The organism is Lysinibacillus sp. FSL P4-0201, assembly GCF_038593425.1.
In the GTDB taxonomy this organism is placed as follows: domain Bacteria; phylum Bacillota; class Bacilli; order Bacillales_A; family Planococcaceae; genus Lysinibacillus; species Lysinibacillus capsici.
Window position 1 is genome coordinate 3,522,494 of sequence record NZ_CP151995.1, and the last position, 13,425, is coordinate 3,535,918.

The window sequence follows — 13,425 nt, forward strand, 5'->3', positions numbered from 1 at the left end:
TGAAAAAAAGCGTGCTTCATAGGAAGACACGCTTTTCTTTAGATTACTTGCTGACCGTCAAAATAGACGATAGGACTTTTCACAACACAATCAATATGAACATCTGATGCATTGGCTCCACCAAATGGCGCATTACTGCCAAAAGCGATATGGATGGTCCCATACACCTTCTCATCCTCTAATACATTGCCACATAGGATAGCACTTTTATTGGCTCCGATGCCAAACTCTGCAATGACTCTACCATTGCCTTCACCAAGTAATGCCAGTAGTCGTGGACCATCAGGACCGATTGCTTCTTCTAAGCGACCATTCTTTATTTTTAATAATAATGGCTCCTTTAAGACACCAATATTAGCAATAGAGCCATCTACTAATATCTCTCCATTCGCAGATGTTTCTATTGGTGCAATATACGATTCTCCTGAAGGAATATTCCCGTACTCACCAGGTTGACGAATAACCCCTGTGGACCGAATTCCGAAACGGCCGTCTACACTAAACGTCAGCTCATGACCATCCTTGACAATACGAATATCTTTTGTCGTATTAAGTAAAAGGACATATTTTTCTACCGTAGCTTCGATCTCCTGTGCATCTGCATGAAGGGCACCTTGCTCCAGCATCTCCAATGTTACCCCTGGCATTGTTGCTACACGTCCACCCTTTTCACAGGCATGTTTACGAGCCAGTGTATGTGTTAGGGAGTGGGAGGTAATACACAGTGTAACATCGGCATTTGCCATAAGCTCAGAAACTGCATGGATTGGTTCCTGCCCAGATTTCTCTAACAGGGGCATCACCATGAACATTGTATTTGCAGTAATTGACAGTCCAGCTTCATAAAAAATTTTCGCGATGTCTTGTTTGTGGCTATCTGTCAAAATTAATAGTGACTCAGAAGATTGAACATTTAAATTGCCTTTTAAAACATTTAGTGCAATATCATGTAAATGATGCATAATAGGGCTCCTTAATTAAAATTCAAATGATATCTACGAATAATTCCTTCTATTTCATTTCTAGCTTCCGTTAAAGGTCCCAAAAAATCAGGAACACGTTGCTCTGTAAAACGATAAATTGGTCCAGAAACGGTAATAGACGCTACGACCTGTTCCTCACTATTAAATATAGGCATAGCTAGCGCCAATACATCGACCGAATACTCACTGTTACTAAGTGCATAGCCACATGTTCTAATTTTTTCTAGCTCTGCCCTTATTTCTGTGGCATCTGTCATCGTATTATTTGTATAAGCTGTTAATGGTTCATCTATGACCTTTGCAATTTGCTCTTCATTTAAAAAAGCAAGCATTGAACGGTAAGATGCTCCTACATACAGTGGCGATCTACTTCCTCTTGAAACTGTAAACTTCACCTTATTTACAGGCTCTGCTTTCAGTAATGTTAACGCTTCCAGTCCATTCAGTACGGTAAAAATAGCTGTTTCACCAGTGACATCCTTTAATTTCTCAAGAACTGGCATACATAGCTGATCTATGTTTAATGAATCATACATATTCATACCTATTTCCCATAATGCAATACCAAGAGAATATTTTTTTGTTATAGGATCTTTTGTTATAAACCCATTATTTTCGAAGGTTTCAAGAATGCGATATAAATTTGTATGATTCATGTTCATCGCCAGTGCTAACTCTCGACCACCCCATGTGGGCTTTTCCTTTGTAAACATTTTTAAAACCGCAATTGATAAATTTAATGTCTTTAGCATATCTCTCATCCTTCTGAACTATTTATCTGTACAAACGGCTGCAAATCTCTCTCTTAAGGGGGAAATAATCGACAGATTTAGCAGCCGTCAGCACCTGATATCACTTTATCAAAAGTAAGAGAGTAGCTAATCTCTTACTTTTGATATAGGAAATCAACAGCAGCAGTTATATAAACTTTTGCACAGCGTACGATATCCTCAACACGCACTTTTTCATTATAACCATGAATACTTGGTAAATAAGCTGGGCCGTATTGCAATACAGGAATATCATATTGTCTGAAATGACGAGCGTCACTGCTTGCCCATTGCATGACACCATATGCCTCTTGCCCTGTAACATATGATATATTTTCCACTATCGATTGGCATACAGGATTTTCAGCAGGCGTATAATTGGCTACGCTTTTAAAGCCAAAACGTTGGATTGAATAATCGATAGCCAAGCCATCTAGTTTAGTTGTCAAGATTTCTGTTACTTCTTCTTGTGTAATACCAAATGGTAAACGACAATCGACCTGAACCTTACAGTAATCTGGGATTACGTTTGACTTCGTACCTCCCTCAATTGTACCAATATTTACAGTAATTTTCTCTAAAACTTCTTGATATTTCAAGCGATCTTTCTCCACTTCACGCATGTATTTTTTTGATACCTCGATAAGTGGCTGTACCTCTTCAGGAATTGTGATTTCTACATCCCATAGTGTACGAATCTCTTGTATAGCTCGGATTGCATCAACAATGGCATTTCGTCCAGCCAATGGTGATAGGCTTCCATGACCAGGTTCCCCACGCACCTCTAATTCAAACCAGTAAGATCCTTTTTGTCCAATAGTTGGGTTTAGAGGTGAAGAGGGCTCAGCGATTAAACAACCATCTCCCTGCACATAGCCTCGCTCTAACAGCCAAGGAACACCAAATTCACCGCCAGTTTCTTCATCTGGTACGATCGCCAAAGTTAATTTCCCTGGTAGTTCAATGTTCAGTTTCTTTAATAACTTTGTTGCAAAAATAATACCTGCTAAACCGGCTTTCATATCACTCGCCCCACGTCCAAGCATCCAGCCATCCTTCACTTCTCCTGAAAATGGATCAAAATCCCATTTTGATAGATCACCGACAGGAACAACATCGGTATGGCCACAATAAACGAGTTCTTTTCCTTCCCCATTTCCAATAGAAGCTACTAAATTAAACATTTTATCAGCAGCTTCATATTTTTGATAAGTAATGCCTACATCATTTAAATAGTTTTCGATAAAAGCTGTTATTTCAGTCGTATCCCCTGGAGGATTGACACTTGGGATTTGAATGAGCTTTGAACAAAACGCTATCAATTCATCTTGATGATTTTCAACTGCCTCTACTAATTGAGCTTTAAGTGCTTGTAAATCATTCATGTGTGTGTACCTCGTTTCCTTTCGTTTGTAAATGACTCATGCTACCATATAAGCCTTTCATATGTGTAAATTGTGTTTCATCAAAGAAAGAGCATTTATTAGCACCGTAAGTTTTTGCTACCTCTAACACAAATCGCACAACATTTTCTACATCTGTGACATGGGTTGCACCTGTTGCACAGCCTGCCACAACAGATTCAGTTGTAATCGCTACACCTACAACAGGGCTAGATGTTGCAACTGCTGGTTGTAAAATACTATTGATATGGAATAAACCATTACCATATGGTGTAATGTCTTGCATCGTGATTGGCAGGACAACTGGAGAAATGCCAGCAGATTGTGTATATACGTGCAATAAATCATCACTAATTTTTAATATGTAACCTTCTTTGACAGTTGGCGTTATCGCAAATCCTTTATGGTTACATACTTGATTGCCTTTTGTTGTATCAATTGATAGAATAGCATCCATTATATCTTCTACTTCATTTTCGTTCATGACACTAATATCCACTGGCGAGTTCATAAATGGCACTGGCTCATGTGGTAAGGTTGGAGCTGTTGGACAAATATGTGTGGAGAAAATAACGTCACCCTCTAATTGATCACCCTTTAAGGCCATATCAATAGCTTTTGCTGCTCCTGCCAGACATGCCAGTGCGCCGTCTCCATCTGATACAAAGCCTGTCATTTCAGGGCGTGCTCCGATACCACCTAATCGTCCAATAATTCCTAATGTAGGTGCATTTCCGCCAGAGGATTTGCCATTCTTTCCTTTCACGAGGACGCGAACAAAATCTGTTGAGCCGCTTTCGCCTTGAATAGTTTTTACCTTGACATCTGCTGTGGAATCAATATTGTGTAAATACTTCTTAATCGTGTCTCCGTTTACATAAATACTATCCATTACCTCGTATAATTCAATAACATGCTTCAATGACATAATCAGTCCGCTCCTTTTTCTGCTTCAATAAATTTTATCTTTCGTTAAATTGATGATACTTCTTGCTGTATCGACTTAAATAAATGACACGATACTTGATGTGTAGCTGATACTGTATCAAGTGTCGGTTGGACCTCTGCACATTTTTCTGTAGCAAAACGACAACGCTTATGGAATGCACAGCCACTAGGGGGATTAACCGGGCTTGGAACATCGCCAGATAAAATAATACGGTCCTTTTTATCAAAAGGATTTTCCTTAGGTATGGCCGATAACAAGGCTTGGGTATAAGGATGCTGAGGGTTCTCATAAATTTCCTTGTATGTGCCAATTTCCACTATTTTTCCTAAATACATGACAGCAATACGATCACACATGTAGTTCACCACATTCAAATCATGTGAAATAAAAATATAGGTTAAGCCGAATTCTTTCTGTAAATCTTTTAATAGATTGATAACTTGAGCCTGTACAGAGACATCTAATGCGGAAACAGGTTCATCACACACCACAATATCTGGATTCAGTGCAAGAGCCCGAGCAATATTTATACGTTGTCTTTGTCCACCAGAAAATTCATGTGGATGGCGCTTTGCATGGTATGCACTTAATCCGACTGTTTCAAGTAATTCAACCACTCGCTTTTTACGGGATGCCTCATCACCAATCCCATGGATCACTAATGGCTCAGCAATAAGATATTCAATCGTTTTACGAGGATCGAGTGATGCATAAGGATTTTGGAAAACCATTTGGATGGATTTTCGAGCAGAGCGGATATCTTTTGAATTTAAGCTTGCTAAATCCGTTCCCTTAAATTCAACTATTCCCTCTGTTGGTGAAATTAGCTGGTTGATTAAACGGGCAACCGTTGATTTACCACACCCCGACTCTCCCACAATCCCCAGTGTCTCACCTTTATATAACTCAAAACTTACACCATCTACCGCCTTCACAAATTGTGTTGGTTTTTTAAAAGGAATTGAACTTTTAATGGGAAAATGCTTTTTTAAATTACTTACCTTTAAGACAAGTTCATTGTACTGTTGCATTAAAAATTCCCTCCTTCCTAGGGACAATTTGATCTTTTGCTTGTAAATGGCAGGCTACAAAATGGTTGTCCTGTACTTCCACTAAATCAGGCACAGTACTACGACAAATATCTGTCGCTAAAGGACATCGTGCTGAGAAGTGACAGCCACTATGTGGCATTGATAAATCTGGTGGACTACCAGGAATAGCCGGCAGCCTTTGTTGCTCTTGTGTCCCCATTGTAATTTGAGACTCTAATAATCCCCACGTATAGGGATGTAAAGGTTTTTCATAGAGCTGTTTTGTTGTAGTAGACTCTACTGTACGACCTGCATACATAACATTTACTTTGTCACATAGCTCCCAAACTACACCTAAATCGTGCGTAATCATAATGATGGCTGTATCATGTTCTTGTTGTAATTTTTTCATTAAATCAAGAATTTGAGCTTGTACAGTTACATCTAGTGCAGTTGTTGGCTCATCAGCAATGAGTAGTTTCGGGTTACAAGCTAGGGCAATAGCAATCATGACACGCTGACGCATTCCACCTGAAAATTCGTGAGGATACATTTTTAATCGTTTCTCTGGCTCAGGAATCCCAACCATTTTTAACATATCGACGGCTTTGATAGCGGCATCTTTCTTCGATATTGTTTCATGTGCTTGGATGACTTCAATAATTTGATTGCCCACTGTTAAGACAGGATTCAAACTTGTAATTGGATCTTGGAAAATCATTGAGATGTCATTGCCTCGCACATTGCGCATTTCCCTTTCAGAAATTTCGATTAAATCGCGGCCATTAAATAGAATTTTTCCATTCGTTATTTTTCCTGGCGGAGATGGAATTAAACGCATGAGAGCAGTGGCTGTAACACTTTTTCCTGATCCTGACTCTCCCACAATACCTAGTGTTTCCTTCTTATTTAATTGTAAATTTACTCCATTAACAGCTTTCATTGTAGAGCCGCCACTTTTAAATTCTACTGTTAAGTTTTCTACATCTAGTAAACGTTCAGTCATGACTCCACCCCCTTCCATTAAACTTTCATTTTCGGATCTAATGCATCGCGTAATCCATCCCCTAATAGGTTAATTCCAAGAACTGTTAATAAAATACAAATGCCTGAAAATGTCGCCATTTGGGGATTTAATACTAAAAAGTCTTTGCCATCTTTTAAAATACTGCCCCATGAAGCTGTCGGTGGTTGAACGCCTAATCCTAAAAAGCTAAGGGCAGCTTCTGAAATAATAGCGCCAGCTGTACTCATCGTTCCATAGACAATTAAAGGGGCTAAACAGTTCGGTAATATATGGCTAAAAATGATCCTCGTATGTGTAGCACCTAAAGAATGCGTTACTTCAACGAATTCTTCCTCTTTTACACTTAACACCTGTCCTCGAACAAGTCGTGCGAAACCTGGAATATTAGCAATACCAATCGCAACAATAACATTGACAAGTCCTTGCCCTAATACCGTCATTAATGTAATAGCTAGTAATATAAATGGGAATGCGAAAAGACCATCCATTGTGCGCATAATAATGGAATCAATGCGTCCACCAAAATATCCTGCCACTAAGCCTAGCAGTGTGCCAAACACAGCACCAAATAGCACCGCCGCAATCCCAACAATCATTGAGATTCGTGTACCGTAAACTAAGCGACTAAACAGATCACGACCATAGTTATCTGTTCCTAATAAATGTCCTTCTGTATTCATCGGTAAAAACGATTTACCGACAATCATTTCATTCGGTGGATGGGTAGCAATCAATGGGGCAAAAATAGCAACAATACCCATTAAAGTGACAATGATTAATCCAATTGTCGCTAATTTATTTTTTAGCAACTTGCGCAATAACGTATTTCTTTTTTTCGTTTCTTGGACGATTGCTTGAGTCATTGTTATTTTTTCCCCCCATCCGATTCTAAATTGACCTTAGGATTGACCACTTTATAAAGTACATCGACTACTAAGTTAACAAGCACAAAGATAAACGCAATGAAAATAACAGTACCTTGGACGACTACAAAGTCACGTTTATCAATGGCATCTACAATTAATCGACCCATCCCAGGCCAACTAAAAATTGTTTCTGTTAAAACCGCTCCGCCCAGTAAATTAGAAATTTGCATTCCTAACACGGTTAAAATCGGTGTTAGCGCATTCTTAAATGCATGTTTACCAATTACTAAATATTCTTTAATACCTTTAGAACGAGCTGTTTTAATATAATCTTGCGAAATAACCTCTAACATACTTGAACGGGTAATCCGTGCAAATGTCGCCATTGGAATCGTTGCTAAAGCAAATGCTGGCAAAATTAAATGCTTCAAATAGGTCCATAGGCCATCGCTGATATTCCCCATCCCAGTTGCTGGGAACCAACCAAGGTTAACACTAAAGAATAAGACAAGCATGATGCCCAACCAGAAAATTGGCATAGATACACCAACTAATGACACAAGCATTACAACATAATCAATGATGGTATTTTGCTTTCTCGCTGCAAATATTCCTGCTGGGATGCCAATCACGACTGCTATTAACAGCGCTGCCAATGCCAATATCACTGTATTAGGGAACCTTTCGAGAATAAGTCCGATGACAGACTCACTATAAGAATAGGAATATCCTAAATTTAACTGTGCTAGATCTCCTACATATGAAATAAATTGCGAAGGCATGGATTTATTTAATCCTAGCTCTTCTCTTAAATTCTCTACATCTTCTACACTCGCTTGTGGTCCAAGCATGACTGAAGCCGGGTCACCAGGAATCATTCGCGTAATAATAAAGACGATAATTCCTACTACTAGCAGTGTCGGGATGAGGTTAACTAATCTTTTTAAAATAAATGAGCCCATCTTAGCAAGACCTCCTTTTCATTATTAGAATCAGTGGTTCATATTGTGAATAATCACATAGTACACCACTCATTAATTGTTTGTAAATATATTTTTTTCTGAATCTTTGTAATTTTATATTTACTTTCTATTTACAAGTGTGCTAATTTTAATCTCGAACCTACCATTTTTGAATCAACGGTTCATATTGTGAAACAAAAACTAAGGAGGCTAGTGCATATGAAGAAATTAAACGTAAGAAAGTCTTTACTACTACTCTTTTTAACTTTACTAATTGGTGTTTTAGCTGCTTGTGGTGGAAACACTGAGAAAAGTACTTCAACGGATGAAAAAGAGGGAGAAGCTACTTCTGGAGGCACATTAAATATTGGTCTGTCAGCCAATGCAAAAACATTTGATCCTATCAAATATACAGGGGTTTATGAATCACAGGTGATGCGCCAAATGGGTGATACGTTAGTTGTTTATAACAAAGATCTATCTGATATCATCCCTTCGTTAGCAACTGAATGGAATGTATCAGAGGATATGTTAGTCTACACATTCAAATTACGCGAAGGTGTTAAATTCCAAAAAGGTCAGTATCAGGATGGCCGTGAAATGACAGCTGAAGATGTGAAATACTCTTTAGAACGCTCTGCTAAAGAATCTGCTATGAATCGTTTAAGTGGTGTAACAGAAGTGAAAGTGTTATCGGATTATGAAGTAGAGATTCACTTAGCTACACCAAATGCTGCCCTACTTGCAATGCTAACGGATGCAGGGAATATTATTATTCCAAAAGAAGAAGTTGAAGGATGGGGCGATAATTTTTCTGAACACTTTGTTGGTACAGGTCCATTCCAACTAACAGAATGGAAAAAAGACCAAGAAGTAAAATTAGTTCGTCACGATAATTACTGGGGCGATAAGCCAAATGTCGATAATTTAACAATGAAGTTTATCTCCGATCAAAATATGATGACAAATGCATTACGTTCTGGTGATATTGATATTGCCATGGACGTTAAAGGTCAAAACCGAGAAATCATCAACCAAGATAGTAACCTTGAGCTTTTAACAAATCCAGGTCTATCGATTGTTTATCTTGATCTTAATAACAAAGTAGGTCCAACTGCTGACAAACGCGTTCGTGAAGCGATTTATATGGCAACAAATGTAGAGGAAATTATTTCTGGCGTTAACCAATGGGGTGGCGGCGATGTTTCTTATTTACCATTACCACCTGGTTCATGGGGATATGATAAATCGTTAGTTGATATGGTACCAAAATATAATCCAGAAGAAGCAAAAAAATTACTAGCAGAGGCTGGTTACGCTGATGGCTTCAAGACAGAGATTTTCGTATCAGAAGCACGTGTTCCTTACGCAACGATTTTCCAAAGTCAGTTAAAGAAGAACTTAAATATTGATGTGGAAATAAAAGTGCTTGAATGGGGTACTTACAGTGATACTGTGGCAAAGGGTAATGCTCCAATGAATATTGGTGGCTGGACTTGGTACCCAGATCCTTATTTCTTCCTTTATCAATTATTCCACACAAATCAAATTGGTGCGTTAGGAAATGGTAAAGGCTACAGCAATCCAGAAGTAGATAAATTATTAGAACGCGCCGTATCAGAAACAGTAGTGCAAGAAGAACGTGCAAAATTATACCAAGAGGCATTAAAGCTGATTTTAGCGGATGTTCCACGTATTGAATTAGAGGCAACACAAACGGTTGCAGGTGTAAACAAAAAAGTACAGGGCTTTGAGGTTTCTGCTGATAACTCCGTACAAATTGTGCATCCAAATGGTACAAACGTATCCATTACTAAATAATTAAACTTGAAAAGTGGAGATAGCAGTCTCCGCTTTTCTCTTCATAAGGAGAGATTTGACCCGATGACACGCTATATAAATGGACTTGTTTTTAATTCTGAGACTCGTAGCTTTAATAAGCAATCTTTTCAAGTGCAAGGGCAATACTTTGAACCCACTACTCATTCACCTGAAACAGAGTTGGATTTAGATGGCTACTATATTACACCAGGTTTTATCGATAGCTGCTCACAAATCGGTCTAGCTGAAATAGGGATTCGTTGGGAAGGTGATGATAGCTATGAATTTGACTCACATTTGCAATACTCTGTAGTTGATGGCATATACCCATTTGATACTGCTTTTCAAAAAGCTGTTTCTCATGGGGTGACTGCATCTCATATTGTTCCCTCTCCTAAAAGCTTGATAGGTGCAAAAACGGCTATTATTCACCATACACATACAACGGTTGATGAAATGGTTATTTCAAAAGATGTGGCTTATTCCTTCTCTATTGGACATCAGGCAAAAAGTACATTTTTCGCAGAAAAGAAAAAACCACTCACTCGTATGGGCATCGCCAAAATTTTAAGAGAAACATTACAACAAATTCAGCAACAGGAGCCGTCCATTACGAAAATCGTTATTCGAGCGCACAAAGCCGTTGATCTTGAATTCATTAGCCGCCTTCAACAAGAATTTGGGTCAATTTTTGATTTTCATATTATCCATGGCACTGAAATTACATTCCTTCATGAAACATCCTTTAATACGGTTATAGCTGGTCCTACATTTCGATATATTGAGCACAATGAGATGATGGCACTATCACCCAAACTGTATCATCAATTGTATAAGCATAGTATTCCATTCGTTTTTTGTACGGATCATCCTGTTAGCAGCACCTCGCATCTAACATTAGAAGGATGCTTAGCTGTAAGAGAAGGTATGGCACGCCAGGACGTGCTATATGCTCTGACAACGGGGGCTGCAAATTTTCTAGGGATTGCCCATCTAACAGGTGCTATTCGTGATGGTCTTCTTGCTGATTTTGTTATTTGGGATAAGCATCCATTAAATTTAGATGCCCAGGTTGTCGCAACCTATATTAAAGGAACAAAAGTTTATGCACGGGAAGAAGGGTTTACACAATGATTATTTATCATCATGCAAAGTTTCTTACAGTCAATGAGCAGAACGATACTTGTGAACAGTTATGGATCGAAGATGGGCGTATTGTCTATATTGGACCAGCCAAAGAATTTCCCCCACAAGCAGAGCTAGTTGATCTACAGGGAGCTTATGTTACACCAGGGTTAATTGATATTCATGCACATGTCGGAACATGGGCTGAAGTCACTGAAGACATTAATGATGCCAATGAATATAGCGAACCCTTTACACCTCTTATGCACGCTTTAGATAGTGTAGATATCCGACACTTTTCCTTTCAACATGCGTTAGAAGGGGGCGTAACCACTGTGCAAACTGGGCCAGGTAGTGCCAATGTCATTGGTGGTATTTGGAGCATTCTTAAAACAGCAGGACCTACCCTTTCCTCTCGTGTTTTAGTAGAGCGGAGCGGTTTAAAGGGGGCCCTAGGGGAAAATCCGAAAAACGTCTTTGGCAATCAGTATAAGCGCAAGCCGATGACTCGTATGGCCATTGCACAGCTTTTACGAGATGGTTTCCAACGTGCAAGTCAACTCAATGAACAACAACAAACTGAGCAAATTAAAGAAAATGCTGAGTTACGCCCGTTTATTGAGGTACTTCGAGGCGACATGCCACTTCGCCTTCACTGCCATAGAGCAGATGACATTATGACAGCAATTAGAATTGCCAAAGAATTTAATGTGAAGCTTCATTTAGAGCACTGCACAGAAGGCTATCTCATTGTGGATGCCGTTAAAGAAAGTGGATTCCATGCAACGCTTGGGCCCTATATGTTAACGCCATCTAAATACGAAACGCGTCATTCTACACCAGCAATTGCTGCCGTTTTTAAAGAACATAATATTCCATTTGCTATCATGACAGATCATCCATTTGTACCAATTCAATACTTAAAGTATTGTGCCACAGAAGCGATTCGTTATGGTTTAGATGAAGACACAGCCCTCAAAAGTATTACGATCAATGCAGCTAAGCTTGTACAGCTTGATCACCGCATTGGGAGCCTTGAGGAAGGCAAAGATGCTGATTTTGTTGTTTGGTCGCACCCTATTTTTGAAACAGAAGCAAAGGTTTTACAAACTTATGTAAATGGACAAAAATATTACGAAGCGGAGTGAGCGCAATGCAACATTCGAAAATTGCCGTTGTAACAATTGGTCAGGCACCTCGTAAAGATATGGCAGAGGATATACAGCAATTAAGAGAAGCAGGTTTAGATGTTCATGAATTCGGTGTACTTGATTTACTATCCTCAGAGGAAATTGCTACACTTTCGCCTTCTCTTGAGGACTCAGATGTTTTAGTGACACTTCTTACCAATGGTCGACAAGTAAAGCTCAGTAAACAAAAGCTCATGCCTTATATTCAAAGTTGCATTGATGATCTACATGAATTCACTTGGATACTACTTATGTGTACAGGAGATTTTACGAATAAATTATCCTATAAAAATCTTTTACTACCTGATCGTATGATGACTAATTTAGTGAAGGGCTTACATACAGAATTAGCCATTGGTTTAATAGGCCCCGAACCCGAACAACATCGAACGGTTGCAGAGAAATGGCAAAAAGCACAGTTCGATGTAACTTTTTCAGCAAGCTCCCCATACCACTTTGATAACCAACATTTATTGTCAAAAGCACAACAATTAGAAGAGCAAGGAGCCGATTTGCTTATTCTTGATTGTATGGGCTATTCCACAACAATGAAAAACATGATTAAAGATCAACTCACTATCCCCATCATCGTCCCTCGAGAAGCGGTTTTTACAATTTTAAAAGCCATTTGTTAATAGAAGAAAAGGTCACTTCTGATTCAGTGACCTTTTCCCCTATTCGCTAGACACGTTTGTTGAAATAAGGAAGCTGCTCAACGAATGCCTTCGTATCATCATCTCCATATTCATGAACAAGTGCATAGATTTTCATTAATCTTTTATCTATTTCATCATTTTCTCTGTCTTGGTGATACTGTATATACGGTAACTGTGCACGCCATGCATTCGAAATTTCTAACAGTTGCATTTGCTGAAAGATTCTCTCAAATACATCTAATGCTTGTCGATCTACATTGAGTTCGAAATTCCAAGGCCCTGCATATGGGTTGGTATAATACGTTCTATTGGCAAGTGAAAAATATACGCGCTGACGATCCATCTTTACGATTCACTCCTTTTTCCATAGTATGGAGTGATAGGTGGGGTTTTATTCGCTTTTATGTCAAACTTCCTTCACAATTAATAGGACCAGATAATTTATAATAGGTATGATGAATAAAGAACGGAGTGAATACTATGAGTTTAACTACGCTCTTAATAGTCGCAGTTATCATCGTTATTTTAATCACCATTGCGACAATTATCAGTGTCAACCGTGCCTATGCCTTTAAACATACCGTTGATGAAAAACCGAAGCAAAACTATCATCAAGAGGAAAATTAAATACCATTACTGAAT

At 38.7% G+C, this 13,425-nt stretch carries 14 protein-coding genes; 5 read left to right on the forward strand and 9 right to left on the reverse strand.

Features of this window, described 5'->3' with window-relative positions:
• Window positions 1-38 precede the first annotated feature (38 nt).
• The 8 genes from MKY76_RS17565 to MKY76_RS17600 form a co-directional block, all read right to left on the reverse strand.
• Window positions 39-962 carry an aminopeptidase gene (locus MKY76_RS17565; protein ID WP_048391078.1) on the reverse strand — a complete coding sequence of 308 codons (924 nt, stop codon included), beginning with the start codon at window positions 960-962 and terminating at the stop codon, window positions 39-41.
• Between the two features lie 11 nt (window positions 963-973).
• Window positions 974-1,735 carry an IclR family transcriptional regulator gene (locus MKY76_RS17570; protein WP_004225962.1) on the reverse strand — a complete coding sequence of 254 codons (762 nt, stop codon included), beginning with the start codon at window positions 1,733-1,735 and terminating at the stop codon, window positions 974-976.
• Between the two features lie 134 nt (window positions 1,736-1,869).
• A complete protein-coding gene (locus MKY76_RS17575; RefSeq protein ID WP_048391075.1) occupies window positions 1,870-3,138 on the reverse strand; it encodes an ArgE/DapE family deacylase in 1,269 nt (422 codons plus the stop codon).
• Window positions 3,131-4,084: a DUF1177 domain-containing protein gene (locus tag MKY76_RS17580; protein WP_103118683.1), complete on the reverse strand. Its 954-nt coding sequence runs from the start codon at window positions 4,082-4,084 to the stop codon at window positions 3,131-3,133. The genes MKY76_RS17575 and MKY76_RS17580 overlap by 8 nt, the downstream gene beginning before the upstream one ends.
• A 44-nt stretch (window positions 4,085-4,128) precedes the next feature.
• Window positions 4,129-5,136: a dipeptide ABC transporter ATP-binding protein gene (locus MKY76_RS17585; RefSeq protein WP_237898511.1), complete on the reverse strand. Its 1,008-nt coding sequence runs from the start codon at window positions 5,134-5,136 to the stop codon at window positions 4,129-4,131.
• On the reverse strand, window positions 5,120-6,142 hold the full coding sequence (locus MKY76_RS17590; RefSeq protein WP_313870366.1) for an ABC transporter ATP-binding protein: 1,023 nt from the start codon (window positions 6,140-6,142) through the stop codon (window positions 5,120-5,122). Before MKY76_RS17590 ends, MKY76_RS17585 begins: the two co-directional genes overlap by 17 nt.
• 17 nt (window positions 6,143-6,159) lie before the next feature.
• Window positions 6,160-7,026, reverse strand: coding sequence for an ABC transporter permease (locus MKY76_RS17595; protein WP_004225950.1), 867 nt, complete (start codon window positions 7,024-7,026; stop codon window positions 6,160-6,162).
• A 2-nt stretch (window positions 7,027-7,028) separates the two neighbouring features.
• Entirely contained in the window at window positions 7,029-7,991 is a 963-nt protein-coding gene (locus MKY76_RS17600; RefSeq protein ID WP_004225947.1) for an ABC transporter permease, read from the reverse strand.
• Between the two features lie 219 nt (window positions 7,992-8,210).
• Between MKY76_RS17600 and MKY76_RS17605 the strand changes: the two genes are divergently transcribed.
• The 4 genes from MKY76_RS17605 (at window position 8,211) to MKY76_RS17620 (ending at window position 12,762) form a co-directional block, all read left to right on the forward strand.
• The gene (locus MKY76_RS17605; protein ID WP_313870367.1) at window positions 8,211-9,812 is read left to right on the forward strand and encodes an ABC transporter substrate-binding protein; all 1,602 of its coding nucleotides are present in this window, start codon (window positions 8,211-8,213) and stop codon (window positions 9,810-9,812) included.
• 63 nt (window positions 9,813-9,875) lie between these two features.
• The gene (locus MKY76_RS17610) at window positions 9,876-10,946 is read left to right on the forward strand and encodes an amidohydrolase family protein (RefSeq protein ID WP_313870368.1); all 1,071 of its coding nucleotides are present in this window, start codon (window positions 9,876-9,878) and stop codon (window positions 10,944-10,946) included.
• A complete protein-coding gene (locus tag MKY76_RS17615; RefSeq protein ID WP_257960534.1) occupies window positions 10,943-12,085 on the forward strand; it encodes an amidohydrolase in 1,143 nt (380 codons plus the stop codon). The genes MKY76_RS17610 and MKY76_RS17615 overlap by 4 nt, the downstream gene beginning before the upstream one ends.
• 5 nt (window positions 12,086-12,090) lie before the next feature.
• On the forward strand, window positions 12,091-12,762 hold the full coding sequence (locus MKY76_RS17620) for an AroM family protein (protein ID WP_112116405.1): 672 nt from the start codon (window positions 12,091-12,093) through the stop codon (window positions 12,760-12,762).
• A 46-nt stretch (window positions 12,763-12,808) separates the two neighbouring features.
• On the opposite strand, the gene MKY76_RS17625 is transcribed toward MKY76_RS17620, so the two are convergent.
• Window positions 12,809-13,126, reverse strand: coding sequence for a hypothetical protein (locus MKY76_RS17625; protein WP_009371464.1), 318 nt, complete (start codon window positions 13,124-13,126; stop codon window positions 12,809-12,811).
• 137 nt (window positions 13,127-13,263) lie between these two features.
• On the opposite strand from MKY76_RS17625, the gene ytzI reads away from it, so the two are divergent.
• Window positions 13,264-13,410, forward strand: coding sequence for a YtzI protein (gene ytzI / locus MKY76_RS17630; protein WP_004225932.1), 147 nt, complete (start codon window positions 13,264-13,266; stop codon window positions 13,408-13,410).
• Window positions 13,411-13,425 lie beyond the last annotated feature (15 nt).

Coding starts and splice junctions, on each gene's coding strand:
- MKY76_RS17585 (WP_237898511.1), bottom strand. CDS start 5,136: ATGCAACAGTACAATGAACTTGTCTTAAAGGTAAGTAATTTAAAAAAG.
- MKY76_RS17575 (WP_048391075.1), bottom strand. CDS start 3,138: ATGAATGATTTACAAGCACTTAAAGCTCAATTAGTAGAGGCAGTTGAA.
- MKY76_RS17580 (WP_103118683.1), bottom strand. CDS start 4,084: ATGTCATTGAAGCATGTTATTGAATTATACGAGGTAATGGATAGTATT.
- MKY76_RS17620 (WP_112116405.1), top strand. CDS start 12,091: ATGCAACATTCGAAAATTGCCGTTGTAACAATTGGTCAGGCACCTCGT.
- MKY76_RS17615 (WP_257960534.1), top strand. CDS start 10,943: ATGATTATTTATCATCATGCAAAGTTTCTTACAGTCAATGAGCAGAAC.
- MKY76_RS17565 (WP_048391078.1), bottom strand. CDS start 962: ATGCATCATTTACATGATATTGCACTAAATGTTTTAAAAGGCAATTTA.
- MKY76_RS17590 (WP_313870366.1), bottom strand. CDS start 6,142: ATGACTGAACGTTTACTAGATGTAGAAAACTTAACAGTAGAATTTAAA.
- MKY76_RS17610 (WP_313870368.1), top strand. CDS start 9,876: ATGACACGCTATATAAATGGACTTGTTTTTAATTCTGAGACTCGTAGC.
- MKY76_RS17570 (WP_004225962.1), bottom strand. CDS start 1,735: ATGCTAAAGACATTAAATTTATCAATTGCGGTTTTAAAAATGTTTACA.
- MKY76_RS17600 (WP_004225947.1), bottom strand. CDS start 7,991: ATGGGCTCATTTATTTTAAAAAGATTAGTTAACCTCATCCCGACACTG.
- MKY76_RS17605 (WP_313870367.1), top strand. CDS start 8,211: ATGAAGAAATTAAACGTAAGAAAGTCTTTACTACTACTCTTTTTAACT.
- MKY76_RS17625 (WP_009371464.1), bottom strand. CDS start 13,126: ATGGATCGTCAGCGCGTATATTTTTCACTTGCCAATAGAACGTATTAT.
- ytzI (WP_004225932.1), top strand. CDS start 13,264: ATGAGTTTAACTACGCTCTTAATAGTCGCAGTTATCATCGTTATTTTA.
- MKY76_RS17595 (WP_004225950.1), bottom strand. CDS start 7,026: ATGACTCAAGCAATCGTCCAAGAAACGAAAAAAAGAAATACGTTATTG.